Annotated in this window: 23 protein-coding genes, 1 pseudogene and 1 riboswitch; of the genes and pseudogenes, 11 read left to right on the top strand and 13 right to left on the bottom strand. The window is 71.2% G+C overall.

Features of this window, described 5'->3' with window-relative positions:
• Positions 1–141: 141 nt before the first annotated feature.
• Both dnaB and ACJX2R_RS26470 read left to right on the top strand, forming a co-directional pair.
• Positions 142–1620: a replicative DNA helicase gene (gene dnaB, locus ACJX2R_RS26475; protein WP_413102174.1), complete on the top strand. Its 1479-nt coding sequence runs from the start codon at positions 142–144 to the stop codon at positions 1618–1620.
• A gap of 83 nt (positions 1621–1703) precedes the next feature.
• Positions 1704–2306 carry a class I SAM-dependent methyltransferase gene (locus ACJX2R_RS26470; protein ID WP_413102173.1) on the top strand — a complete coding sequence of 201 codons (603 nt, stop codon included), beginning with the start codon at positions 1704–1706 and terminating at the stop codon, positions 2304–2306.
• Positions 2307–2351: 45 nt separating this feature from the next.
• Here the strand turns inward: ACJX2R_RS26470 and def are convergent, their stop codons facing one another.
• From def to ACJX2R_RS26455, 3 genes are all read right to left on the bottom strand, one after another.
• Positions 2352–2990 carry a peptide deformylase gene (def, locus tag ACJX2R_RS26465; protein WP_413102172.1) on the bottom strand — a complete coding sequence of 213 codons (639 nt, stop codon included), beginning with the start codon at positions 2988–2990 and terminating at the stop codon, positions 2352–2354.
• 151 nt (positions 2991–3141) lie between these two features.
• A complete protein-coding gene (trxA, locus tag ACJX2R_RS26460) occupies positions 3142–3480 on the bottom strand; it encodes a thioredoxin (protein ID WP_044572667.1) in 339 nt (112 codons plus the stop codon).
• A gap of 75 nt (positions 3481–3555) precedes the next feature.
• Positions 3556–3987: a MerR family transcriptional regulator gene (locus tag ACJX2R_RS26455; RefSeq protein ID WP_413102171.1), complete on the bottom strand. Its 432-nt coding sequence runs from the start codon at positions 3985–3987 to the stop codon at positions 3556–3558.
• 116 nt (positions 3988–4103) lie between these two features.
• On the opposite strand from ACJX2R_RS26455, the gene ACJX2R_RS26450 reads away from it, so the two are divergent.
• Positions 4104–5492: a serine hydrolase domain-containing protein gene (locus ACJX2R_RS26450; protein ID WP_413102170.1), complete on the top strand. Its 1389-nt coding sequence runs from the start codon at positions 4104–4106 to the stop codon at positions 5490–5492.
• 185 nt (positions 5493–5677) lie between these two features.
• Positions 5678–6979, top strand: coding sequence for an SGNH/GDSL hydrolase family protein (locus tag ACJX2R_RS26445; RefSeq protein WP_413102169.1), 1302 nt, complete (start codon positions 5678–5680; stop codon positions 6977–6979).
• A 32-nt stretch (positions 6980–7011) separates the two neighbouring features.
• Here the strand turns inward: ACJX2R_RS26445 and ACJX2R_RS26440 are convergent, their stop codons facing one another.
• The 3 genes from ACJX2R_RS26440 to ACJX2R_RS26430 form a co-directional block, all read right to left on the bottom strand.
• Positions 7012–7467: an N-acetyltransferase family protein gene (locus ACJX2R_RS26440; RefSeq protein ID WP_413102168.1), complete on the bottom strand. Its 456-nt coding sequence runs from the start codon at positions 7465–7467 to the stop codon at positions 7012–7014.
• A 28-nt stretch (positions 7468–7495) separates the two neighbouring features.
• Positions 7496–7975, bottom strand: coding sequence for a MarR family winged helix-turn-helix transcriptional regulator (locus ACJX2R_RS26435; RefSeq protein ID WP_413102167.1), 480 nt, complete (start codon positions 7973–7975; stop codon positions 7496–7498).
• Positions 7976–8042: 67 nt separating this feature from the next.
• Positions 8043–8549, bottom strand: a complete 507-nt coding sequence (locus ACJX2R_RS26430) for a DUF2269 domain-containing protein (RefSeq protein WP_262704820.1) — start codon at positions 8547–8549, stop codon at positions 8043–8045.
• 200 nt (positions 8550–8749) lie between these two features.
• Here ACJX2R_RS26430 and ACJX2R_RS26425 point away from each other — a divergent pair, with 200 nt between their 5' ends.
• The 3 genes and pseudogenes from ACJX2R_RS26425 to ACJX2R_RS26415 form a co-directional block, all read left to right on the top strand.
• Complete coding sequence (locus ACJX2R_RS26425) at positions 8750–9382, top strand: HAD family hydrolase (protein WP_413102166.1); 633 nt, start codon at positions 8750–8752, stop codon at positions 9380–9382.
• Positions 9383–9731: 349 nt separating this feature from the next.
• Positions 9732–11324, top strand: a complete 1593-nt coding sequence (locus ACJX2R_RS26420; protein WP_413102165.1) for a globin domain-containing protein — start codon at positions 9732–9734, stop codon at positions 11322–11324.
• A gap of 154 nt (positions 11325–11478) precedes the next feature.
• Positions 11479–12130 (top strand): annotated as a pseudogene (locus ACJX2R_RS26415) (pyridoxamine 5'-phosphate oxidase family protein); the annotation flags it as partial.
• An 815-nt stretch (positions 12131–12945) separates the two neighbouring features.
• On the opposite strand, the gene ACJX2R_RS26410 reads toward ACJX2R_RS26415, so the two are convergent.
• From ACJX2R_RS26410 to ACJX2R_RS26390, 5 genes are all read right to left on the bottom strand, one after another.
• Complete coding sequence (locus ACJX2R_RS26410; RefSeq protein WP_413102164.1) at positions 12946–13464, bottom strand: NUDIX domain-containing protein; 519 nt, start codon at positions 13462–13464, stop codon at positions 12946–12948.
• Between the two features lie 42 nt (positions 13465–13506).
• Positions 13507–14403 (bottom strand): LysR family transcriptional regulator, encoded by an 897-nt coding sequence (locus ACJX2R_RS26405; protein WP_413102163.1) that lies wholly within the window; start codon positions 14401–14403, stop codon positions 13507–13509.
• Positions 14404–14600: 197 nt separating this feature from the next.
• Positions 14601–15761, bottom strand: a complete 1161-nt coding sequence (locus tag ACJX2R_RS26400; protein ID WP_413102162.1) for a cystathionine gamma-lyase — start codon at positions 15759–15761, stop codon at positions 14601–14603.
• Entirely contained in the window at positions 15758–16381 is a 624-nt protein-coding gene (locus tag ACJX2R_RS26395) for a low molecular weight protein-tyrosine-phosphatase (protein WP_413102161.1), read from the bottom strand. Before ACJX2R_RS26395 ends, ACJX2R_RS26400 begins: the two co-directional genes overlap by 4 nt.
• 24 nt (positions 16382–16405) lie before the next feature.
• Positions 16406–16786, bottom strand: a complete 381-nt coding sequence (locus ACJX2R_RS26390; RefSeq protein WP_046085025.1) for a phage holin family protein — start codon at positions 16784–16786, stop codon at positions 16406–16408.
• 77 nt (positions 16787–16863) lie between these two features.
• Here ACJX2R_RS26390 and ACJX2R_RS26385 point away from each other — a divergent pair, with 77 nt between their 5' ends.
• From ACJX2R_RS26385 to ACJX2R_RS26375, 3 genes are all read left to right on the top strand, one after another.
• Positions 16864–17181 (top strand): cupin domain-containing protein, encoded by a 318-nt coding sequence (locus tag ACJX2R_RS26385; protein ID WP_201856542.1) that lies wholly within the window; start codon positions 16864–16866, stop codon positions 17179–17181.
• A gap of 150 nt (positions 17182–17331) precedes the next feature.
• Positions 17332–17526 carry a DUF5326 family protein gene (locus ACJX2R_RS26380; RefSeq protein WP_020870014.1) on the top strand — a complete coding sequence of 65 codons (195 nt, stop codon included), beginning with the start codon at positions 17332–17334 and terminating at the stop codon, positions 17524–17526.
• Positions 17527–17991: 465 nt separating this feature from the next.
• Complete coding sequence (locus ACJX2R_RS26375; RefSeq protein WP_044572700.1) at positions 17992–18429, top strand: SsgA family sporulation/cell division regulator; 438 nt, start codon at positions 17992–17994, stop codon at positions 18427–18429.
• A 71-nt stretch (positions 18430–18500) separates the two neighbouring features.
• On the opposite strand, the gene ACJX2R_RS26370 is transcribed toward ACJX2R_RS26375, so the two are convergent.
• Positions 18501–20000 carry a YibE/F family protein gene (locus ACJX2R_RS26370; protein ID WP_413102160.1) on the bottom strand — a complete coding sequence of 500 codons (1500 nt, stop codon included), beginning with the start codon at positions 19998–20000 and terminating at the stop codon, positions 18501–18503.
• Positions 20001–20071: 71 nt separating this feature from the next.
• A riboswitch (TPP riboswitch) is annotated at positions 20072–20189 on the top strand.
• Here ACJX2R_RS26370 and thiC point away from each other — a divergent pair.
• Entirely contained in the window at positions 20182–21945 is a 1764-nt protein-coding gene (thiC, locus tag ACJX2R_RS26365) for a phosphomethylpyrimidine synthase ThiC (RefSeq protein WP_413102159.1), read from the top strand. It overlaps the preceding riboswitch by 8 nt.
• Before the next feature lie 310 nt (positions 21946–22255).
• Here thiC and ACJX2R_RS26360 read toward each other — a convergent pair whose 3' ends face one another.
• Positions 22256–23410 carry a serine hydrolase domain-containing protein gene (locus ACJX2R_RS26360; protein WP_413102158.1) on the bottom strand — a complete coding sequence of 385 codons (1155 nt, stop codon included), beginning with the start codon at positions 23408–23410 and terminating at the stop codon, positions 22256–22258.
• Between the last annotated feature and the right edge of the window lie 48 nt (positions 23411–23458).

The following is a 23458-nucleotide window of genomic DNA, read 5'->3' as shown; positions in this document are numbered from 1 at the left end:
CCCGCCACCCGATCCGGCCCTGGAAGCCCCAGCCTCCGATGCGCCGTGTCCGGAAAGCCGGCCGCTCAGTTGTGTCATAGCCGTGCCGTAAGAAGGACGGGCACGGCGAGGTTCGCTTCGCGGACGGGAGGAGGTGACGGGGTGAGCGTGCCCGAGCCCATGGACGACCCATGGGCGGACTCCGGCCCGTCCGACCGGTTCCCGTCCCCCCGCTTCCGCCGCGGTGAGGGCGGCGGCCGGGGCCGCGACGGTCAGGACCGCGACGGAAGCGGCGGCTCCCCCTGGGAGGGCTCCGGCTTCGAGCGCGTTCCGCCCCAGGACCTCGACGCCGAGCAGTCCGTCCTCGGCGGCATGCTGCTCTCCAAGGACGCCATCGCCGATGTGGTGGAGGTCCTCAAGGGCAATGACTTCTACCGGCCCGCCCATGAGACCGTCTACCAGGCCATCCTGGACCTCTACGCCAAGGGTGAGCCGGCCGACCCGATCACCGTCGCCGCGGAGCTGACCAAGCGCGGCGAGATCGCCCGGGTCGGCGGCGCCTCGTATCTCCACACCCTCGTCCAGTCGGTCCCCACGGCCGCCAACGCCGAGTACTACGCGGAGATCGTCCACGAGCGCGCCGTGCTGCGCCGCTTGGTCGAGGCCGGTACCCGCATCACCCAGATGGGATACGCGGCGGACGGGGACGTCGACGAGATCGTCAACAGCGCCCAGGCGGAGATCTACGCCGTCACCGAGCAGCGCACCAGTGAGGACTATCTGCCGCTCGGCGACATCATGGAGGGCGCGCTCGACGAGATCGAGGCGATCGGCTCGCGCAGCGGACAGATGTCCGGGGTGCCCACCGGCTTCACCGACCTGGACTCCCTGACGAACGGGCTGCACCCGGGCCAGATGATCGTCATCGCCGCCCGCCCCGCGATGGGCAAGTCCACCCTGGCCCTCGACTTCGCGCGCGCCTGCTCCATCAAGCACGCCATGCCGAGCGTCATCTTCTCCCTGGAGATGGGCCGCAACGAGATCGCGATGCGTCTGCTCTCCGCCGAGGCCCGGGTGGCGCTCCACCACATGCGCTCGGGCAGCATGACCGACGAGGACTGGACCCGGCTGGCCCGCCGGATGCCGGACGTCTCCCAGGCCCCGCTCTACATCGACGACTCCCCGAACCTGTCGATGATGGAGATCCGGGCCAAGTGCCGCCGCCTCAAGCAGCGCAATGACCTCCAACTGGTCGTCATCGACTACCTCCAGCTGATGCAGTCCGGCGGCGCCCGCCGCCCCGAGAGCCGTCAGCAGGAGGTCTCGGACATGTCGCGAAACCTGAAGCTGCTGGCCAAGGAGCTGGAAGTACCGGTCATCGCGCTCTCCCAGCTCAACCGAGGCCCCGAGCAGCGCACGGACAAGAAGCCGATGGTCTCGGACCTCCGGGAGAGTGGATCCATCGAGCAGGACGCCGACATGGTCATCCTGCTCCACCGCGAGGACGCCTACGAGAAGGAGTCGCCGCGCGCGGGCGAGGCGGACCTGATCGTGGCCAAGCACCGTAACGGCCCGACGGCCACGATCACGGTCGCCTTCCAGGGCCACTACTCCCGCTTCGTGGACATGGCCCAGACCTGACGGCCGCTGCCTGGTCCGCGGTGCTTTGCCGTTCCCGCAAAGAACTTTGTCAGTTCGTTCTGGGCGGGGGCAGGTTGGTGGGCATGGACAGACAGTTCTGGGACGACATGTATGGCAGCCGTAATCAGCTCTTCAGCGGGGCGCCCAACGGGGTGCTCGTCAGCGAGGTCGCCGAGATGCCGCCGGGGCAGGCGCTTGATGTGGGGTGTGGGGAGGGCGGCGACGCGGTCTGGCTGGCTCGGCGGGGGTGGCGGGTGACCGCGGTGGACATCTCCCGGGTCGCCCTGGAGCGCGCCGCCGCGGCGGCCGCGGACCTCGAGGGCCGGGTGGCGTGGAGGCGGGCCGATCTGACCAGTACGCGGCCCCCGGCCGCGGCGTTCGACCTGGTGTCGGTCCAGTACTTTCCGCTCAAGCGGCAGCCGGACCACGGGGCGCTGCGTGGCCTGCTGGCTGCCGTCGCGCCCGGGGGCACGCTGCTGTTCGCCACGCATGACCTCGCCGATCTGACCCCGCACCCGGAGCAGGGTTTCGACCCCGTGGACTACTACCAGCCCGACGACGTCGCCGGGGTGCTCGACGACGACTGGGCGGTTGTGGTCAACGAGACCCGGCGACGCACCGCTCCCGCCCCCGCCGGCACCCACCACACCCATGACACCGTGCTGCGAGCGCGACGGCTGCGGTAAGGCGGTGGCCGGGGCAGCCGGGGCCAAGGCGGTGGCCGGGGCCGGTCAGGGCTGGAGCTGGTGGCCCAGGGCCGTCGCCTTCTCCACGCGGCGGGCGAGGACCTCCTCATGACGGTCCGCCATCTGCCGCAGCGCGTCCTTGCGGTCGCGCTTGGAGAGCCGGTCGATGTAGAGGTGCCCCGAGAGGTGGTCGGCCTCGTGCTGGAGACACCGGGCGAAGTAGCCGGTGCCCTCGATCACCAGCGGATTGCCGTCCTTGTCGACGCCGCGGACCACGGTGCGGTCGGTGCGCGGTACGTCCATCCGCGCGCCCGGTACGGACAGACAGCCCTCGGCCTCCTCGATGAGCAGCCGGTGGGCCGGGTCGGGCTGGTCCAGAACCGGGTTGATGATGTGGCCGATGTGCCGTACGCCGTGGTCGTCCGGGCAGTCGTAGACGAACAGCCGCAGATCGACGTCGACCTGATTGGCTGCCAGCCCGGCGCCCTCGGCGATGTACATGGTGAGGAACATGTCGTCGATGAGGGCGCTCAGCTCGGGCGTGCCGAACTCGGTCACCTCGCGGCAGGAGCGGCGCAGCACCTCCTCGCCCACCTCGGTGATCCGGCGCGGTGAACCGCGCTCGGCCTCGGGAGGCAGCGCCGGATAGGAGTCGACGGGTTTCCCCTGCACCAGGACGCGCACCGCTGATCTCACCTTTTCCGCCCCCACTGCCGACTGCCCGCTGGCCGCTCACGGCCGCTGAGGCCGCCCCCGCTGATGGTCATGTCGGGCCAACGTAGCAGGGGCGGTTCGGCCGCGGCTCCGGTGCGCGTCAGATCGCGTCAGGTAAGGCTCAGAGCGCTTCGCCGAGCTCCTCCAGCAGCCGCCGCTTGCTGCGGGCCCCGACCAGCGACCGCACCGGCTCGCCCGCCCGGAACAGCATCAGAGTCGGCATCGAGAGCACCCCGTACGCGTTGGTGGTGGACGGGTTCTCGTCGACGTCCAGGGACACCACCTTCAGCCGGTGACCCTCCTCCTGCGCGATCTCCGCCAGCACCGGGGCGATCATCCGGCACGGCGGGCACCACGAGGCGGTGAACTTCACCAGCACCGGCAGCTCGGCCGCCAGGACCTCCTCGGCGAAGGTGGCGTCGGTGACCGTGGCCACTCCCCCGGTGTGTGTCAGTGACATGTCATATCTCCCTTGGCGTCCTTGTCATACGGGTGGAGCTGTTGTGGTTACGGCGGGCTCAGGGGCCGAGCGGGCTCAGGGACCGGGCGGTGTCAGCTCGCAGCGCGGCTCCGGGGCCCCGTCGGGCGCCGTCGCCGCGGCATCCAGCTCCGCGCGGGCCCGCTCCGCCTGGACGAGCTGTGTCCCGACCCGCTCCCGGATCGCGCTCAGCCGGGCGATGCACTCGTCCAGCTCGGCGAGCTTGCGCCGGTAGACCTCCAGCGAGGCGGGGCAGGAGTCACCGGCCGGATGGCCGGAGCGCAGGCACTCGACGAACGGACGCGTCTCCTCCAGCTCGAAGCCGAAGTCCCGCAGCGTGCGGATCTGCTGGAGCAGCCGCAGGTCCTCCTCGTCGTACGACCGGTAACCATTGCCGGTGCGGCGCGCGGGCAGCAGCCCGAGCGACTCGTAATAGCGCAGGGTGCGGGTGGTCGTACCCGCCCGTTCGGCCAGCTCTCCGATCCGCATGACTTGACGGTAGACCTTGACCCCGGCGTAAAGGCCAGAGCGTGCTGCGGGGCTGGCGGTCCCCGGCCGCCAACCGATGACTGACCGTTGTCGGACCCTCGCCGTAGAGTGCCGATATGACCACAGCCGACGTGGATGAGTTCGCCGAGCCGCTGCCCGCCACCCGCCGTGCCCTGCTGCGGCGCCTCGCCCGCGGCCAGGCCGAGGGCCGTGCCCCGTCCCTGGTCGGGGCCGTGGTGCGGGAGGGGCGTCTGGTGTGGAGGGGGTCGCGCGGCTCTGTGGACGGAACCGCACCTGACACCGACACCCAGTACCGCATCGGCTCCCTGACCAAGACCTTTGTGGCGGTGCTGGTGATGCGGCTGCGCGACGAGGGGCTGCTGGACCTCGGCGATCCGCTGGCCAAGCATCTGGACGTGCCGGAGGCCGAGGGCGCGACCGTGGCCCAGCTCCTCTCCCACACCTCGGGTCTCGCCGCCGAGACCAGCGGCCCGTGGTGGGAGCGTACGCCCGGGGCGCTGCGGCCCGAGACCGCCGATATCTTCGGCGAGCGCCCGCTGGTCCACCCCGCGGGCCGCCGTCACCACTACTCCAACCCTGGTTTCGCGCTGCTCGGCGCGCTGGTCGAGCGGCTGCGCGGAGCGCCCTGGGGCGAGGTGCTCGCGCATGAGGTGCTGGAGCCGCTGGGGATGGGGCGTACGTCGCTCGAGCCGCGGGCGCCGCACGCCGGGGGATGGGCCGTGCACCCCTGGGCGGATGTCCTGCTGCCCGAACCGGCCGAGGACACCGGGCGGATGGGCCCGGCCGGGCAGCTCTGGTCGACCGCCGGGGATCTGGCCCGCTTCGCCGCCTTCCTGTTGGACGGGGACGACCGGGTGCTCGGCGCGGAGTCGCTCGCCGAGATGCGGGAGCCCGCCGTCGCGCCAGAGGAGGGGGACTGGGACGGCGGCTATGGCCTGGGGACACAGCTCGTCCGGCACGGCGGGCGGTTCCTCCACGGCCACACCGGCTCCATGCCCGGCTTCCTGGCCTCGCTATGGGTGAGCGCCGAGGACCGGCTGGCCGGGATCGCGCTGGCCAACACCACCTCGGGGCCCGCGATCGGGGCCATCGCCGCCGACCTCATACGGATCGTGGCGGAGCGCGAGCCCCGTATCCCCGAGCCGTGGCGGCCGCTGACCGAGGTCGATCCGGCGCTGCTGGCGCTGACCGGCCCCTGGTACTGGGGCCCCCGCGCCTACCACCTGCGGCTGCGCGCGAACCGCGGCCTGGAGCTGTCCCCGGCCACCGGAGGAGGCCGGGCCTCCCGCTTCAGGGCCGAGCCGGATGGCACCTGGACGGGGCTCGACGGCTATTACGCGGGGGAGACGCTGCGGGTGGTCGAGGGGGAGGGCGACGCCCCGGCCCATCTGGACCTGGGCAGCTTCGTATTCACCCGGGAGCCCTACGCGCCGGGCGATGTGGTGCCCGGCGGGGTCGACCCGGAGGGCTGGCGCGCGCTCTGAGGGGGAGGCAGCGGGACCGGAGTGGGCTGCCGTGTTCCGGCGGGTAGTCGGGGATCCGGCGGCCGTAGCCTGACCCCGCCGGTGGTACGCACGGCTGGGGGCTGGGTCGGTGGTGCGGGGGGCGGCAGGTTGGTCCAAGGGCCGGATCCGGCCCACTCATCCTCCCCTCCCCCAGGAGCCCCGCCGTGCGCACGTCCACGCTTCGTCTCAGCGCCTCCCTGCTCGCCCTCAGCACCGTCATGGCCGCGTCCATGGCCGCCTCCGGGACGGCCACGGCCACGGCCCGGCTCGGAGGCCCGTCAGCAGGTCGAGACCGGCCGGGGACCGTCTGGTCGGCCGGATGGGCCGCCCCCGTCCAGCGCCCCAGCTCCGGCTTCGAGAAGAACTGGGCCGAGGGCGGCTTCGCCGAGCGCACCGCCCAGACCCTGCGTCAGGTCGTCCGGGTCACCGGCAGCGGCACGGCGGCCCGGATCAGGCTGTCGAACCGTTACGGCACCGCGCCGCTGCGGATCGCGGGCGCGACCATCGCCCGTACCGCGCACGGCGCCTCCGTCCACAACGCGAGCCTGCGCGCGCTGACCTTCGGACACCGGCGATCGGCGGAGATCCCGGCGGGCGGGGAGACGGTGAGCGACGCGGCCCCGCTGCGGGTGGCGGCCCGTCAGCCGGTCACGGTCACGCTGTACTTCGACCGTCCGACCGGCCCCGCCACCTTCCACGCCCAGGCCTACGCCCGCAGCTTCCGCGCGGACGGCGACCACCGCGCCGACCGGGCCGGGGGAGCCTTCACCGAGACCACCAACTCCTGGTACTACCTCTCCGATGTCGAGGTCACCGGCGGTCCCCGGCAGCGGGGCACTGTGGTGGCCTTCGGCGATTCGATCACCGATGGCTTCGGCTCGACCTACGACGCCGACCACCGCTGGCCGGATCTGCTGGCCGAGCGCCTCGCGGCCGTGGGCACCCCGCGCCCCGTCCTCAACTCCGGGATCGGCGGCAATCTGCTGCTGCACGACTCGGCCTGGTACGGCGACCGGGCGGGTGCCCGCTTCACGCGCGATGTCCTGGACAAGCCGGGCGTACGGTCGGTGATCCTGCTCGAGGGGCTCAACGACATCGGTTTCAGCGAGGTCGAACTGCCCACCTACAAGCCCAATCCGCAGGTGTCGGCCGATGAGGTGATCGCCGGTTACCGGGAGCTGATCGCTCTCGCCCATGCCCGCGGGATCAAGGTCATCGGCGGGACGATCCTGCCGTTCAAGGGCGCCGAGTACCACACCCCGCGCTCCGAGGCGAAGCGCGCCGCGATCAACCACTGGATCCGTACCTCGGGCGCCTTCGACGCGGTCGTCGACTTCGCGGAGGTCATGGCCGCGCCGTCCGATCCGCTGCGGCTGAACCCGGCGTACGACTCGGGCGACTTCAAGCACCCGAACGACGCGGGCTACCGGCGGATGGCCGAGGCCGTCGACCTCGCGACGCTATGAGGCCGCTGGTGGGGAAGTGGGACCGGGGCAGTTCAGGCCAGCGGCAGCTTGAAGCCGATGTGGCTGGCCTCGAAGCCGAGCCGCTCGTAGAAGCGGTGGGCGTCGATGCGCGTCGCGTCCGAGGTGAGCTGCACCAGTACACACCCCTCGCGGCGCGACTCCGCCACGGCCCATTCGATCAGCTGGGTGCCGAGCCCGCCGCCGCGCTCCTCGGAGTGGATCCGGACGCCTTCGATGATCGAGCGTGTGGCGCCGCGGCGCGACAGCCCGGGGATCACGGTCAGCTGGAGGGTGCCGACGGTGCGGCCCTCCCGGACCGCGACGACCAGCCGCTGCTGGGGATCCGAGTCCAGCCGCTCGAAGGCGGCGCGGTACGGGGCCAGGTCATCCGGGGACTCCCGGCGGGCGCCGAGCGCGTCGTCCGCCAGCATGGCCACGATCGCCGGGATGTCATCGGCGGTCGCGCGCCGTATCTCGAAGTCGCTCATGCGGTGGAGCCTACGCCGGGGCCCGGCATCAGCACGCGGTGCCGGTCAAGCCCTCCACAGCGGCGACGAGGGGCGCCAGTTCCGGCCGCCGGGCGGCCTCGGCGAGGGCCTCGCGCAGCGCGGTGTCATGCGTCGGCCGCGCCTCCTCCAGGAGCTTCAGCCCCTCGTCGCTGACATCGGTGTAGATGCCGCGGCGGTCGCCGGGGCAGATGTAGCGGGCGAGCAGACCGCGGTCCTCCAGCCGGGTGACCAGCCGGGTCGTGGCGCTCTGGCTGAGCACGACGGAGTCGGCGAGCTGCTTCATCTGTAGATGTCCGCCGTCGCCGTCGTGCTGCCCGCTGAGTACGTTGAGCACGGAGAATTCGCGGACGCTCAGATCGTGCCCGGCCTGGAGGGCACGCTCGATGTGCGTCTCTATCCGGCCGTGCAGGGAGGACAGGGCGCACCAGCCCTGGGCCAGCGCCTGTCCTGCGGGTGGGGCGACGGCGCCGTGCGGCTCGTCCGGCATGGAACCCCTCCTAGATGGGTGAGCGGATTCCAGGATAGTCCAGGGATGAAATAGACCGCGTATGCAATTATCGGCGCTTTGTCGCCCGCAGCCGCCGCCCCCGGGCGGTCAGTCCCCAGGGCTTGATCACCGAGATGGCGGTGAGAAAGGTATAGACGCCCAGGCTCACCGAGGGCGCCAGGATCAGATCCGTGGTCGCCCCGACCGCCCGCCCGGCCACGACGTCGGCCATCGCCGAGTCGATCCGGGCGCGCAGGGCGAACGCCGTGGCGGCGGTGGTGATCATTGTCAGCCAGAACTTCACATACACCCACCGGTGGCGCGCCAGCCCCCAGGGCGTACCCAGCGCCAGCACGATCCCGCTGACCAGCGACAGCAGGCTGATCGGAATCAGCAGCCAGTCGCCCAGCACATTCATGGACCGGTACGCCGCCCCGGCCTCTTCGGCCGAACCGGCCATGGCCCCGGTGATCCCCAGGGTCAGCACTCCGAGGGTCAGCCCGAGCCATCCGACCGAGACGACGACGTGAACGACGAGGAGGCCCCGGCGCACGGGGCGGGTGAGTTGCCGCATGCCCCCACCGTGGCGGCGCGGCGGCCCCCGGGGCGTCTGACGCCGGGAGTATCCGCGCGTACTCCCGGCGGCGCGGGCGGCCGGGCGCGACGGGGCCGGGCCGGCGCGACGGGTCCGGCCAGGCCGTTGGCGTCCGGCCCGGCGCGATGGCGCCGGGCCGGGGCGGTGGGGGTCGGCGGGCGCATCTACGCTCGGGTCGTATGACCAGACTGCATCTGTTCGATCTGGACGGGACGCTCATCCACGGCTCGGCCGCCGCGATCGAGATCTCCCGGCAGCTCGGTCTGGAGCGGGAGATCGCCGCGCTGGAGCGGGAGTTCGCGGGCGGGGAGCTGACGACGGCCCAGTTCGCGGAGCGGGCCTGTGCGCTGTGGGAGGCGCTGACGGAGGAGCATGTGGCGGCGGCGTTCGAGGGGGCGCCGTGGCTGGCCGGGATCCGTGAGGTGTGGGCGGACATCCGGGCGCGGGGCGAGCGCTGTGCGGTGATTTCGCTCTCGCCGGGCTTCTTCGTGTCGCGGCTGCTGGAGTGGGGCGCGGACGCCACGTACGGCTCGACGTGGCCCGCCGTGCCGTTCCGGGAGCCGGTGGATCCGGCGGGGATCCTGACCCCGGCCGCCAAGGTCCGGATCGCCGATGAACTCTGTGCGAAGTTCGGCTTGACCAGGGATCACTGCGTGGCCTACGGGGATTCCCTCTCGGACGCCGAACTGTTCACGGTGGTGCCGGTCTCGGTCGCCGTGAACGCCGACCACCATGTGAGCGAAATCGCATCCCACGCCTATACCGGCCGTGATCTCCGAGAGGCTTACGAATTGATGGGTAACCACACGTAACTATCGGTAATTACGTGAGTTGGTGGGTGTAACAGATGTGGGGCGCTTAGGGCTTGTGAATTCATCCGGGGCCGGTAGGGTCGGGTCCGGTTCCGTGCGGCGTGCTGTAACGGGGTCAGAACGGGCATCCCAGGCCAACCAGTATAACGGGAACACAGCTCCCGTTTCCCGGACTTCGGGCTATGCGCCCGGGACGGGGAACGAGCATGGCATGCTGCCCGGAAGAGAGTTCCAGAGAGGGTCCACGACCATTCTCGCTTGAACCAGTGCACCAGGACGGGGAATTGCGGGCACATTCCGGCAGCGGAAGTGCGAAGACCGACAGAAAGATGTTCGAGGCGAGGCACCCATGGACGCTCCGACCACCACATCGTCGGCCGGCAGCGACGGCTCCGGCGGAAACAGTGGCGACTGGGGCTGGTTCACCCCGAGCAGGAAACCGGCCGATGACCGCAGGGCCCCGGACCAGCAGAGCGATGAGCGCGCGCCCAGCCGCCCGGTGAACCCGATACGGCCGGTCGGCACCGAAGCCGACCGCCGTACGCCCGCGGAAGCCGACCGCCGTGCGCCCGCGGAACCGGCCGCCCCCGCGCCCGGCCCGGGAGCGGGCGACCGCCGCACCGACGACCGCCGCCCGGACGAGCACCGCCCGGACGAGCGCCGGGCCCCCGGCCCCGCGGGTCACGGCCCTGCCGCCGCCACGCCCGGCCCCGCGGCCCGCGGGCGCGAGGAGCATCAGCGCCCCGACGAGGTGCCCCCGGCCCCCCAGGACTTCCGGCCCGGCCCCGACTCGCCGTTCGCCGCCCCCGAGACCGCCTCGCCCGACGCGATCCTGCTGCGCCGCACCATGGCCGAGGTCGAGCCCATCAGCGACAAGGTCACCTCGTACTTCTACGCGCTGCTCTTCGTCCAGCACCCCGAGCTGCGGCCGCTCTTCCCCGCCGCGATGGACGCCCAGCGCGACCGGCTGTTCAAGGCGATCCTCACCGCCGCCCGGCTCATCGACGACCTCGACATCCTCACCGAGTTCCTCTCCCGGCTCGGCCGCGGCCACCGCAAGTACGGCACCCGGCCCGAGCACTACCCCGCCGTCGGCGAATGCCTGATCGGGGCGCTCACCCGCTACGCCGTCACCACCTGGAGCGACGAGGCCGAGGCCGCCTGGGTGCGGGCCTACACCCAGATCTCCCAGATCATGATCGACTCGGCCGCCGAGGACGAGCTGATCGCCCCCGCGTGGTGGCAGGCCGAGGTGGTCGGGCATGAGCTGCGCACCCACGACATCGCCGTGATCACCGTTCGCCCGGACCAGCCGTACCCCTTTCTGGCGGGCCAGTACACCTCACTGGAAACGCCCTGGTGGCCGCGGGTCTGGCGGCACTATTCATTCGCCGCAGCGCCGCGCTCGGACGGGCTGCTCTCGTTCCATGTGAAGGCCGTCCCGGCCGGATGGGTGTCCTCCGCGCTGGTGCACCGGGCCCGCCCCGGCGATGTGATCCGCCTCGGGCCCCCCGCCGGTTCCATGACGGTCGACCACGCCAGCGACAACGGGCTGCTCTGCCTCGGCGGCGGCACCGGTATCGCGCCGATCAAGGCGCTGGTCGAGGACGTCGCCGACCACGGCCGCAACCGTCCGGTCGAGGTCTTCTACGGCGCCCGCAACGATCACGATCTGTACGACATCGACACCATGCTGCGGCTGGCCCAGAAGCATCCGTGGCTCGCGGTCCGTCCCGTCGTCTCCGACGGCCCGACCAACGGCCTCAGCGGTCGGCTGCCCGACGCCGTGCGGCAGTACGGCCCGTGGAACGCGTTCGACGCCTATCTCTCCGGGCCGCCCGGGATGATCCGCAGCGGCGTCGACGCCCTGACGGGCATCGGCATTCCGTCGCACCGCATCCGGCACGACTCCATCGAGGAGCTCGCCGCGGCCGCGGAATAGGACGCGGGCACGGACGGCATACGACAAAACACCAACACTGGGCAGGCATTCCGGCGATTCCGGACGGCGAATCAGGACGGGGACGAGAACCGTGGACAGTGCGGAGCACCTGGACGACCGCGCGTGGCGTCCCGGGAGCGACGGCGAACACCATATGCAGCGGCGACTGGGCACCGTCGACCGCGCCGACCGCTTCTACGACGACCAGGTGCTGGATCACCTGAATGTCCGGATGCGGGAGTTCATCGGGCGCCAGGAAATGTTCTTCCTGGCCACCTCCGACCGGCACGGGGAGTGCGACAGTACCTTCCGGGCCGGTCCGCCCGGCTTTCTGAGAGTGCTCGACACGCGCACGCTGGCCTATCCCGAATACCGGGGGAACGGCGTCCTGGCCAGCCTCGGCAATATCCAGGAGAACCCCCACCTGGGCATTCTCATGGTCGACTTCTTCCGGGACCGGATCGGGCTGCATGTGAACGGCCGGGCCCGGGTGGTGGAGGACGCCGAGATGCGCGAGGCGCACTCCGGGCTGCCGGTGGACCCGGTGCCGGGGCGGCGCGCGGTGGTGTGGGTCGAGGTGACCGTCGAGGAGGCGTACATCCACTGCGCCAAGCACATTCCGCACCTCCAGAAGGTCCCGGCGCAGCGGCGCACCGGCGGCGGCGACGCCGCCCGGCGCCGGGGGCCCTCCGGTGACCAAGCCCTTGAGCACGACCGGGAGCGGGACTGGGGGACGGACGACGTCAAGCGGAAGGGCGGCGACTTCTTCGGCGCCGCGGCCGAGGCCCGCGAGGGGCGCAGGGTCCCACCTGCGCCGCCCGTTCCGCCTGCTCCGTCCGCCACTCCCGCTCCGCCCGTTGCGCCTGCCACTTCCGGTCAGTCCGTTCCGCCTGTCAGTCCTGGTCAGCCTGTTCCGCCTGCCGGTCCTGGCCAGCCCGTTCCTCCCGCTCCGCCCGTCTCACGGCCCTCCGTCTCACGGCCCTCGTGGGCGGTGGACCTGCCGGGCCAGGCCGCCCGGCCCGTTCCGGCGGCTCAGGCCGAGCTGGGGGGCTCGGTCCCGCAGGCTCCGGCCGCCCCGGCCGCCCCGGACCCTCAGCCCCTGACGGACTCGGACACTCAGGTTCTGGCCATCCCTCCGGCCCCGCCCACGTCACCGGTCTCGTGGCCGGTGGGCCTGCCTCCCCAGACCGCCCCGACGGTCCCGACGGCCCCGGCTGCTCAGGAAGCCCCGGGCCCTCAGGCTCCGGCCGCCGGACCGGCGGCACAGCCCGAACCGGCGGCACAGCCCCAGCCGGTCGCACAGCCCCAGCCGATGGCGCGGCCCGAACCGGCCGCGCAGCCCGAAGCGGCCGACCTCGCTCGGCGGTCCGCCGAGCCCTCCGCGATGCGTGATCTCAGCCCGGCCATCCGGCGGCCGGTCCGTCCCGACGCGGGGCCCGAGGACTGGCGGGAGGAGGCCGAGCGGGTGCTGGCCGAGGCGCGTCAGCGGGCGGCCCGGAAGACCCAGCAGCCGTTCAGCGGCTGGTTCCGTTAGGTCCTGCCCCGAGAGAGCCCAGCCCCGCTGGTCCTGTGGTCCTGTGGTCCTGTTCGCGAAGATCCGCCCGGCAGGGCTTCGCCTCGCTCAGCCGAGGTCGTCCGCGAGCAGGGCCAGCACGCCCTCGATGTTGGCGTCGAGATAGGCCCGCAGCGAGGGCGGCACCACCTCGACCGAGGCGATCCCCTCGCGGGTGAACGGGACGCTCACCACGTCGTACTCCCCGCACGGCTCGTCCACCTCCGGGCCGTGCCGCCGGGTGAGGTCCATCGAGGCGAGTCTGCATACGAAGAAGTGCTGCACCTTCACACCGGTCGCGCCCACACCCCCGGAGCCCTCCGCGCCCTCCGCGCTCTCATCGGGATGCGGGACGGTGTCGACGAAGGCGGGCACCACGTCCGTCACCTTCGCGCCCAGCTCCTCGTCCACCTCGCGGTACAGGGCCTCGACGACGGTCGCGTCCTCGGGCTCCATTCCGCCGCCCGGAGTGATCCAGTACGGCGCCTGGCCGGGCTTGGTGCGCTTGATCAGGATCATGCGGGGCGCGGTGTCGCCGTCGAGCAGAATGGCACGGGCGGTGCGCTTGACCACGGGTCGTTCGGTCATGCAGGACATCTGCCGCACCCTTGGTCCCGCGAAACCACTTACTCACCAATCGACAGCCGCGCGCAACAGCCACTCGTGCGCCCGCGCGATATGCGGCAGCGCGAGCGCTCCCGTCCGCACCACCAGGAAATAGGTGCGCAGCGGCGGCACCGGCGGGTTGAGCAGCGCCACCACCTCCCCGGCGTCCAGCGCGTCCATGCAGAGATAGCGCGGCAGGACGCCGAGCCCGGCGCCCCGCGCGACGCAGGCGAGCACCGCGCGCAGATCGGGCGCGATGATCGTGCCGGCGGTGACCGGCCGGGTGTCGAAGACGGCCGACCAGTAGCGGCTGATCAGCGGCAGGCTCTCATGCACCTCGACGACGGGCAGCGCCTCCAGCGCCCGTACGCCCTTGACCTGGAGCACCGCGGGGCCGCCGAGCCGGGCGGCCCAGCGCGGGGCCGCGACCAGCACGTGCTCCTCGTCGCACAGCGGCGTGGCGGCCAGTAGCCGCCCCCGCGGCCGGGCCGTGGTGATGGCCAGGTCGTGATGGCCGGCGCCCAGCCCCTCGAACAGCTCCTCGGCGCTGCCGAAGGCGCAGCGCACCGCCAGCCCCTGGGTGACCAGGGTGGTCAGCGCGGGCAGGGCGCGCAGCGCGGTGAACTCCGGAGGGCCCGCGAGATGCAGGGTGCGCAGCGCCGAGCGGTCGTCGAGACCCGTCTCGGTGATCTCCACGAGGGCGTCGAGATGTGGCGCGGTCTTGTGGGCGAGTTCGTCCCCGACGGTGGTGGGGACGACGCCGCGCGCCGTACGGAGGAACAGGGGGCGGCCGAGCTGCCGCTCCAGGGTGCGTATCTGGCCGGTGACGGCGGGCTGGGAGAGCCCGAGCAGCCCGGCGGCGCGGGTGAAGGACCCGGCGCGGTGAACCGCGACAAAGGTGCGTAAGAGGGCCAGATCCATGCGGTTCCCCTCGCCTCGTCGCGCCCCGCACGCATGCCAACTATAAATATGCCGATAGGCCCATGTCGCTACTGTGATTGGACACTGACGCTGAGTCAACTAGCCTTGTTCAAGCGGTTCTCCACGAGAAGAACCGGGGCGTCTCAAGCCACGAGGGGGGAGGCTTGAGACGCCCGCACAGGCATACCCGCCCGCTTTCAGCCATCCGCCCCGGTGCTTGCCGTGCCCGATGCCGTATCGAGCGCCCGCAGCACATCGGCGATCAGATCGTCCGCGTCCTCCGCGCCGACCGAGAACCGGATGAAACCCTCGGGCACCGCGTCGCCGCCCCACCGTCCGCGCCGCTCCGCCGTGGAGCGCACCCCGCCGAAGCTGGTGGCGTCGTCCACCAGCCGCAGCGCGGTCAGAAAGCGCTCCGCGTGCTCCTTGTCCGGCAGGGTGAAGGAGACCACACAGCCGAATCGCCCGCCGCGCATCTGCCCGGCCGCCACCCGGTGGGAGGGGTCGGTCGGCAGACCGGGGTGGCGCAGCCCGGTGATCTCGGGACGGTCGCGCAGCGCCTCGGCGAGGGCCAGGGCGGTCGCCGCCTGGCGGTCGACGCGCAGCTGGAGGGTGGCCAGGGAGCGGTGGGCGAGCCATGCCTCCATGGGGCCGGGGATCGCGCCCACCGTCTTGCGCCAGGCCCGCACCTCAGCGGCGAGCCGTGGATTGCGGCAGGTCACATAGCCGAGCAGTACATCACCATGGCCGGTGAGCGCCTTGGTGCCGCTCGCCACGGCGAAGTCCGCGCCGAGTTCCAGCGGGCGCTGGCCGAGCGGGGTGGCGAGGGTGTTGTCGACGGCGACCAGCGCGCCCCTGGCGTGTGCCGCCTCGGCGAGCCGGCGGATGTCGCAGACGTCCAGTCCAGGATTGGACGGGGTTTCCAGCCATAGCAGCTTCGTCCGGTCGCCCAGCGCCTCCAGGGCGGCCAGCTGGGCGTCCTCGCCGGTCGGGGCGGTGCGCACGGTGACCCCGTAGCCCGCCAGCCGCTCGATCAGCGCCGGGAGCAGCTGATAGCCGTCGGACGGCAGGACGGCCGCGTCGCCCTGGCGCAGCTGTGAGAGCAGTACGGCCGAGATCGCGCCCATGCCGGAGGAGAAGACGACCGTCTCGGCGTCGGTGCCCGGCGACTCCAGCTCGCTGATCGCCCGCTCCAGCAGGGACCAGGTGGGGTTGGCGTCCCGGCCGTAGGTGTAGGGGCCGACGGCGTCGCCGGGGAGGTGGTAGTGGGCGGCGAAGACCGGGCCCGGCAGCGTCGGCTCGTACGCCTCGGCCTCGGGCAGTCCGGCCCGTACGGTGCGGGTGCCGTCGCCGGTCATGCGGACTCCTTCCCCGCGTCCGGGCCAGCGGCGGCCGACGCGTGTTCGACGGTGGCGCTCTCCGCGCTCTCCGCACCCTTCGACTCGACGGTGGCGCTCTCCGCGCCCTTCTCCGAGGCGTCGATGGCCTCGGCGACCGCGTCCAGCAGCCCGCCGCTCGCGGCCTCGACCATCTCCAGGCACTCCTCGAAGTCGTCCAGCCCGCCGAAGTACGGGTCCGGCACATCGAGGCCGCCCAGCGCGTCGTGGTCCGCGTCCGGGTCGTAAGCCCGCAGCAGCCGCACCTTCGCGGCGTCGTGCGGGGTGGGCGCGAGTGCGCGCAGCTCGTGCAGATGGCCGCTGTCCAGGGCGATCACCAGATCGAGGCGATCGAACCACTCGGCCCGGAACTGGCGCGCGATGTGATCCTGCTCATAGCCATGGGCGGTCAGTACGTCGATGGCGCGGCGGTCGGCCCCGTCGCCCTCGTGCCAGGGCCCGGTGCCCGCGCTGTCCACCTCGAGGTGGCCGTCAAGACCGGCCTCCGCGGCATGGGCGCGGAAGACGGATTCGGCCATCGGCGAGCGGCATATGTTGCCGGTGCAGACAAAGCAGACACGGTAGGGCGACGGGTCTCTCATGCCTTCCATCATCTCCGGCCGTGATCAGTCCTTGTCATCGGGCAGCACGACATGCAGGGCCCACGCGACTATGGAGACGATCAGGCCGCCGAGCACCGCCGTGCCGAAGCCCTCGACATGGAAGCTCAGGTCCAGCTTTCCGGCGAGCCAGGAGGTCAACAGCAGCATCAGGGCGTTGATCACCAGCGTGATCAGCCCGAGGGTCAGGATGAACAGCGGGAAGGCCAGCAGCTTGACGATCGGCTTGACCACCACGTTCACCACGCCGAAGACCAGCGCCACGAGAATGAGGGTGAGCGCTTGGCGGCCGGTGTTGTCACCGGTCAGCGTGATGTCCTTGAGCAGCCAGATGGCGACGCCGAGGGCGCCGGCGTTCGCGATCGTCTTGACGAGAAAATTCTTCATGGTTGAGATCGTCGCAGACAGGCCCCGGCGCAGGCAGGGGCACCGTAGGCATGGGTCAGGCAGGGGTGGAGAGGCGAATGAAGGCGTTCCGGCTGGATGAGCTGGAGGCGGAGCGGGCCGCGAACGACGGCGCGTATTTGCAGTTCCTGCGGGAGCGGAACATGTCCGTGGGGCTGTACGCGCTGAACGCGGGCCAGGCCGACCCGCAGTCGCCGCACGGCCAGGACGAGGTGTACGTCGTGATGAGCGGCCGGGCGTCGGTCACGGTGGGGATGGAGACGACACAGGTGGGGCGGGGCAGTGTGGTGTACGTCCCGGCGGGCACGGCGCACAAGTTCCACCACATCACCGAGGATCTGCGGGTGCTGGTGGTGTTCTCGCCCCCGGAGGGCTGAGGCCGTCCCGCCGGTCCCGTAGGGGTCCGGTCAGGGGAGGACGGGGGGCGCGGGCCGTCCGCGCGCCTCCGTCCCGTCCTAGCATCGAGGGCAGGGAAGACCGGCCGTCGGCGTCCGGATCCACGGCTCGGAGAGAAAGCAGGGAGTCACGTGACCACGAAGGGGATATTCCAGGGCTTGCCGTGGTGGGTGACCTGGATCGCGATACCGGTCCTCGTCCTCGCCGTCTTCGGCGGCCTGATCATGAGCGTGATCGGGTTCGTGGTGAGCCTCGTCTTCAAGGCGCTGCTGCTGGTGGTGCTGATCGCCGGGCTGATCTACGTCGTACGGAAGTTCACTTCCTGACCCGCCCCGCCCCGCGGCGCTCGCCGCGTCCCCCAGGGCCCGCCGCGTCCCCCAGGGCCCGCCGCGTCCCCCAGGGCCTGACGCGTTCCCGCAGGCCTTGACGCATCCCCGCCGCGCGCGGATACGCCGCGCGAGGGATACCGCCGGGGCGGGAGCACCGTCCAGCGCCACCCCTGCCGTTACAGTGCGAGTCCTCGGCGTTCTTCTTCGGCGTCCGCCTCGCAACAACACCCCGGGGGTGCCTGTTGACGACAGCGATCTTCGATACGGCCGGTGCGCCGGCCCCGATCTCCCGCCCACCGGGCCCGCGCCGTCCGCGCCGCCCGGCCGCGCGGGTCTCCTCACGGCAACACTGGCCATTTTCGTTCCCTCACACGAGGCAAACCGACTCCGCACAGCAATCGAGTCGCTACGCTCCAGAGTCGGCGAAGCGCAAACAACCCGGGGCGGCGAACGATGCGTGAGATGCGTGACACAGTTCAGGCGGAAGTGACGATGACCTTCCTGGTCTCGCAGGATCTCTCCTTCCGGATCCCGGTCGAGCTGTCCTACGACAGCGGCGACCCCTATGCCGTCGAGATCACCTTCCATTTGCCCGGTGACGCGCCGGTGAGCTGGGCCTTCGCGCGAGAGCTGCTGCTGGACGGGTTGAGCAAACCCACCGGCGAGGGGGATGTGCGGATCGCCCCCGCCTCCCCCGAGGGGCTTTCGGACGTCTTCATCAGACTCCAAGTGGGTTGTGAACGGGCCCTGTTCCGGGCCGGGGCCGCTCCGCTGGTGGCCTTCCTCGATCGGACGGACCGGGTGGTGCCTTTCGGCCAGGAGCCGGCGGCCTGTGACCCGGTCGGCGATCTCGATGCCGAACTCCACCGCATCCTGGCCGAGGACCGGTACGCGGGCTGAGAGCCGGACGCGCTGCGGGCCGAGGGCCGGTGCTGTGCCATGGCCGGGCCGCCGGGCAGTGTGCCATCGCCTCAGTGCCCCTTCGCCCGGCGGCGCCGCCCGCGTCCGCCCCGGCCGGTCCGGGCCGACTGGGCAGCCTGTGGCGCCGGGGACGCCGGGGACGCCTGGGCCCTCTGTGGCGCCTGTGCGCCGCCCGCGCCGATCAACCGCGCAGCGCCGCCGTCCGCCGCCGGGGCGCGGTCCGCGGAGACCACGAGCACGGCCAGCGCGGTGGTCACCGGCACCGAGGCGACGAGCCCGATGCTGCCCACCAGCGTCCGTACGATCTCCTCAGCGACGATCTCGCTCGTGGCGACCGTGCCGACCCCGCTGTCCGCGATGGAGAACAGCAGCAGCAGCGGAAGCGAAGCGCCCGCGTACGCCAGCACCAGGGTATTCACGACGGAGGCGATGTGGTCCCGCCCGATCCGCATCGCCGCCCCGTAGAGCTTGCGCCTGGACGTGGTCGGGTCCGCTTCCCTCAGCTCCCACACCGCCGAGGTCTGGGTGACCGTCACATCGTCCAGCACGCCCAGCGAGCCGATGATCACACCCGCGAGCAGCAGCCCTCGTATCTCGATGTTCGGATAGAGGCCGTGCACCAGCCCGGTCTGGTCGTCCGTGTTGCCGGTCAGGCTCGCCCAGCCGATGAACAGCGAGCCCAGCACCCCGATCAGCAGCAGTGACACCAGCGTGCCGAGCACCGCGACCGATGTACGCGCCGTCAGCCCATGGCACATATACAGCGCGAGAAGCATGATCGCGCTGCCTCCGACGACCGCGACCACCAGCGGATTGGAACCCTGGAGTATCGCCGGGAGGATGAACAGCGTCAGCACCCCGAAGCTGATCGCCAGCGCCACCAGCGCGAACACCCCGCGCAGCCGCCCCACCGCCACGACCGCGAGCGCGAACAGCCCCGCCAGCAGCGCCATCGGCATCGACCGGTCGACGTCGGACACGGAGTACTGGAGCTCCTTGGGCGCCTTGGGGGCGTACGCCAGCTTCAGCTCCTGCCCGGCGCTGAAGTGGCGCGAGGCGTTGGGCTGGACGATTTCGGGGAACGTGCGGCCCTTGTCCTTGCCCGAGGTGACCTCGATCGTGGCCTTCTCGCAGACGCTCTTCTTCCCGCCCTGCCCCGGGCTCCCGCTCTGCCCTGGGGCACCGTTCTGGGCGGCGCCGCCCTGGCCGGGCTCGGTGGGCGCCTGCGGCTGGGCGTTCACATCGGCGCAGTTCACCTCCTCGACCTTCACCACCCGTCCGGCCACGGTCGTCTGGTCGAAGCCGAGACCGCTCCGGCCGTGCGCCTTGTGGTCGGGCGTGCCACCCGGCCAGAGCACGATCAGACCGGCCACGACGGCGACGGTGAACGGAATGAGCACCACCGCGATGATCTTGCGGAGGCGTGCGGAGACAGGGGTGGCGGGGCCATGGCCGTGGGAGTGGCCATGGGAATGTCCGTGGCCGTGGCCATGCGCCTGATCGGAGGGGTGGGGCTGCTCGGGCGGGTGGTCCTGCTGGATGGCGGTCACGCTCGCATCATCGCAAGAGATGTGGGCCCCCTGTTCAGCGCTGTGGATAAACCGTTAGCGTGGTGACGAACCTTTGCAATCGCGGGAGCTCGGAGCACCGGGCTGAGAGGGCGCTGACGCTGACAGCTGCGCCGACCGCTGAACCTGTTACCGGGTAATGCCGGCGTAGGGAGTGGGTCTCATGACTCAGCAGGATGCACCATCGCGCACCGAGACGGCCGAATTCGGCTGGCATAAGGGGTATGTCACGGGTTCGCGCCCGGACCTCCAGGTCCCGGTCCGCCGCGTGCACCTCACCAACGGCCAGGATGTGACGCTGTACGACACCTCCGGCCCGTACACCGACCCCACCATCGAGACGGATGTCCGCCGCGGCCTGGCGCCGCTGCGGCAGAACTGGATCATCGCCCGCGGCGACACCGAGGAGTACGCGGGCCGTCCCGTCCGCCCCGAGGACGACGGGCTCAAGCACACCTCGCCCCGCGGGGGGCTGCGCAACCTCGACGCGGTCTTCCCCGGCCGTCCGCGCCAGCCGCGGCGCGGCCGCCCGGGTGCCCCCGTGACCCAACTCTCCTATGCGCGGCGGGGCGAGGTCACGTCGGAGATGGAGTACGTGGCGATCCGCGAGAACGTCTCCCCCGACGTGGTCCGGGAGGAGATCGCGGCGGGCCGCGCCGTCCTCCCGGCCAATGTGAACCACCCGGAGATCGAGCCGATGATCATCGGTAAGCGATTCCTGGTGAAGGTCAACGCCAACATCGGCAACTCCGCCGTCACCTCCTCCATCGAGGAGGAGGTCGAGAAGATGACCTGGGCGACCCGCTGGGGCGCCGACACGGTCATGGACCTCTCGACCGGCCGCAACATCCACACCACCCGCGAATGGGTGCTGCGCAACTCCCCGGTCCCCATCGGCACCGTGCCGCTCTATCAGGCGCTGGAGAAGGTCGACGGCAAGGCCGAGGAGCTGACCTGGGAGATCTACAAGGACACGGTCATCGAGCAGGCCGAGCAGGGCGTCGACTACATGACCGTCCACGCCGGCGTCCGGCTGCCGTACGTCCCCCTGACCGCCCGCCGTAAGACCGGCATCGTCTCCCGCGGCGGCTCCATCATGGCGGCGTGGTGCCTCGCCCACCACCAGGAGTCCTTCCTCTACACCCACTTCGAGGAGCTGTGCGAGATCCTCGCGGCGTACGACGTCACCTACTCGCTGGGCGACGGACTGCGCCCGGGATCGATCGCCGACGCCAACGACGAGGCGCAGTTCGCGGAGTTGCGCACCCTCGGCGAGCTCAACCGCATCGCCAAGGAGCACGGCGTCCAGACGATGATCGAGGGCCCGGGTCATGTCCCGATGCACAAGATCAAGGAGAACGTCGACCTCCAGCAGGAGGTGTGCGAGGAGGCCCCCTTCTACACCCTGGGCCCCCTCACCACCGACATCGCCCCCGCCTATGACCACATCACCTCGGGCATCGGCGCCGCGATGATCGCCTGGTGGGGCACGGCGATGCTCTGCTACGTCACCCCCAAGGAGCACCTGGGGCTGCCGGACCGCGAGGACGTCAAGACCGGCGTGATCACCTACAAGATCGCCGCCCATGCGGCCGACCTGGCCAAGGGCCATCCGGACGCCCAGGCATGGGACGACGCGCTCTCCGACGCGCGCTTCGAATTCCGCTGGGAGGACCAGTTCAACCTGGCCCTCGACCCGGACACCGCCCGCTCCTTCCACGACGAGACCTTGCCGGCGGAGCCGGCCAAGACGGCGCACTTCTGCTCGATGTGCGGGCCGAAGTTCTGCTCGATGAAGATCTCTCAGGACATCCGCCGTGAACACGGCGGCGCGATGGACGCGGTGGAGGCGGAGGCCGGTATGGCCCAGAAGTCCAGGGAGTTCGCGGAGGCGGGCAACCGCGTGTATCTGCCGATCGCGGACTGAGGCGCGGACGCGCAGGCCGAGATCGCGGGTGGATCCCGGCAACAACGCCTGGGGATTGAACCAGGCGATATGCCGCGGGGCGGGTCCGAAGCCGCAACTTCGATTTGCGACTTCGGGCCCCGCGTCTCCAGCCGGACTGGAAGTCACAGTCTCAAGAGACTCTCGCCGCTCCTCCGGCGCGCATGGCCGAGCAGGGCCTTTCACGTCGTGGTGTAGCCGCCCATTAGTGCTAACCCGGCTGAGGCTTCCGCCATGTTTCACGTGAAACGTCCCATCGGGTGTGGCTTGTCTGGAGGGGGCGGGGGTGGATTCAGGTGGTGAGTGCGGCGACGACTCGGTTGGTCATCTCCTCCTGTGTGGTCAGTGGCGTCGGGGTGTAGGACAGGACGAAGCGGAGGCTCAGATCGCGGGTGGCGAACATGCGGGTGCGGTAGCCGGTGGTTTCGCCGGTCTTGCCCCAGAACGTCACGCCGTTCACGGTGGCCGTCTGGAGGCCCAGGCTGTAGCGGGCGGGGCCGCCGTCCAGCATGCGTACGGAGTCCGGGGGCAGGGTGAAGAGCTTGTCCAGGGCGTGGGGTGGCAGCAACGCGCCGGAGGACAGGGCCTGCTGGAAGCGGAACAGGTCGTCGACGGTCGAGACCAGCTCGCCTTCGCCCCAGGCGGAGGACTGGTTATACACGGTGGCATCGCGCAGTGAGCCGTCGGTCATCCGTAGATAGCCGTGCACATGCGGGCCGTGGAGGCGGGGGTCCTGGCCCGGCAGCAGGGTTCGGGTCAGGCCCAGCGGACGCAGGACGCGGGTCTGGATCTCCTGGCCGTAGGGGCGGGCGGTCAGCTTTTCGATGAGCAGGGCGAGCAGCACATAGTTGATGCCGCGGTACTCCTGTTTGGTGCCCGGGGCGAACTTGAGTGGATCGTGCGTCACCGTCTCGACCCACTCCCGCGGTGTCCACCGGTCCCATCGGTGTTGCAGGACCGCTTCCGGGGTGCTGTCGTCCGGAATTCCCCGGTGGTCGGGGAGCCCACTGGTGTGGTTCAGCAACTGGGCCACGGTGATGCGGCGGGCGAAGGCGGAAGGAAGCAGGCCCGGGAGGTAGCGTCCGATGGGGGCGTCGAGCTCCACCCGGCGCTCGGTCCACAGTTGAAGGACCACGGTGGCCACGAACGCCTTGGTGACGCTGCCGGCGCGGAACCGGTCGTCCGGGCACACGGCCCGTCCGCTCGTGATGTCCGCCGCCCCCGCCGTGCCGTACCAGCGGTCTCCCCGGCGGTCGACGCGCAGTTGGGCCGAGGTGGCGGGCGGGTGGGTGAGATCGCTGATCGCGGCCTGGAGGGCGGCGTCGTCGGGCGCGATGGTCGATGCGGTGGTCCTGGTCGCCGCGCGGGCGCCGGTGCTCCCGGCCATGGCCAGCAGCGTCCCGGCCGCGCAACCGCCCATGAAGGTACGTCGGGTCAAGGAAGTCATGGTCAGCCATGCTGCCGAGGCGGCCGCGCGCGGCCATCCGGGATGACC

The organism is Streptomyces sp. Inha503, assembly GCF_047215865.1.
In the GTDB taxonomy this organism is placed as follows: Bacteria; Actinomycetota; Actinomycetes; order Streptomycetales; family Streptomycetaceae; genus Streptomyces; species Streptomyces lycopersici.
This window is presented reverse-complemented; position numbering and strand designations above follow the sequence as displayed.

Coding starts and splice junctions, on each gene's coding strand:
- ACJX2R_RS26470 (WP_413102173.1), top strand. CDS start 1,704: ATGGACAGACAGTTCTGGGACGACATGTATGGCAGCCGTAATCAGCTC.
- trxA (WP_044572667.1), bottom strand. CDS start 3,480: ATGTCACTGACACACACCGGGGGAGTGGCCACGGTCACCGACGCCACC.
- ACJX2R_RS26455 (WP_413102171.1), bottom strand. CDS start 3,987: ATGCGGATCGGAGAGCTGGCCGAACGGGCGGGTACGACCACCCGCACC.
- ACJX2R_RS26450 (WP_413102170.1), top strand. CDS start 4,104: ATGACCACAGCCGACGTGGATGAGTTCGCCGAGCCGCTGCCCGCCACC.
- ACJX2R_RS26440 (WP_413102168.1), bottom strand. CDS start 7,467: ATGAGCGACTTCGAGATACGGCGCGCGACCGCCGATGACATCCCGGCG.
- ACJX2R_RS26435 (WP_413102167.1), bottom strand. CDS start 7,975: ATGCCGGACGAGCCGCACGGCGCCGTCGCCCCACCCGCAGGACAGGCG.
- ACJX2R_RS26430 (WP_262704820.1), bottom strand. CDS start 8,549: ATGCGGCAACTCACCCGCCCCGTGCGCCGGGGCCTCCTCGTCGTTCAC.
- ACJX2R_RS26425 (WP_413102166.1), top strand. CDS start 8,750: ATGACCAGACTGCATCTGTTCGATCTGGACGGGACGCTCATCCACGGC.
- ACJX2R_RS26420 (WP_413102165.1), top strand. CDS start 9,732: ATGGACGCTCCGACCACCACATCGTCGGCCGGCAGCGACGGCTCCGGC.
- ACJX2R_RS26410 (WP_413102164.1), bottom strand. CDS start 13,464: ATGACCGAACGACCCGTGGTCAAGCGCACCGCCCGTGCCATTCTGCTC.
- ACJX2R_RS26405 (WP_413102163.1), bottom strand. CDS start 14,403: ATGGATCTGGCCCTCTTACGCACCTTTGTCGCGGTTCACCGCGCCGGG.
- ACJX2R_RS26400 (WP_413102162.1), bottom strand. CDS start 15,761: ATGACCGGCGACGGCACCCGCACCGTACGGGCCGGACTGCCCGAGGCC.
- ACJX2R_RS26395 (WP_413102161.1), bottom strand. CDS start 16,381: ATGAGAGACCCGTCGCCCTACCGTGTCTGCTTTGTCTGCACCGGCAAC.
- ACJX2R_RS26390 (WP_046085025.1), bottom strand. CDS start 16,786: ATGAAGAATTTTCTCGTCAAGACGATCGCGAACGCCGGCGCCCTCGGC.
- ACJX2R_RS26385 (WP_201856542.1), top strand. CDS start 16,864: ATGAAGGCGTTCCGGCTGGATGAGCTGGAGGCGGAGCGGGCCGCGAAC.
- ACJX2R_RS26375 (WP_044572700.1), top strand. CDS start 17,992: ATGCGTGACACAGTTCAGGCGGAAGTGACGATGACCTTCCTGGTCTCG.
- thiC (WP_413102159.1), top strand. CDS start 20,182: ATGACTCAGCAGGATGCACCATCGCGCACCGAGACGGCCGAATTCGGC.
- ACJX2R_RS26360 (WP_413102158.1), bottom strand. CDS start 23,410: ATGACTTCCTTGACCCGACGTACCTTCATGGGCGGTTGCGCGGCCGGG.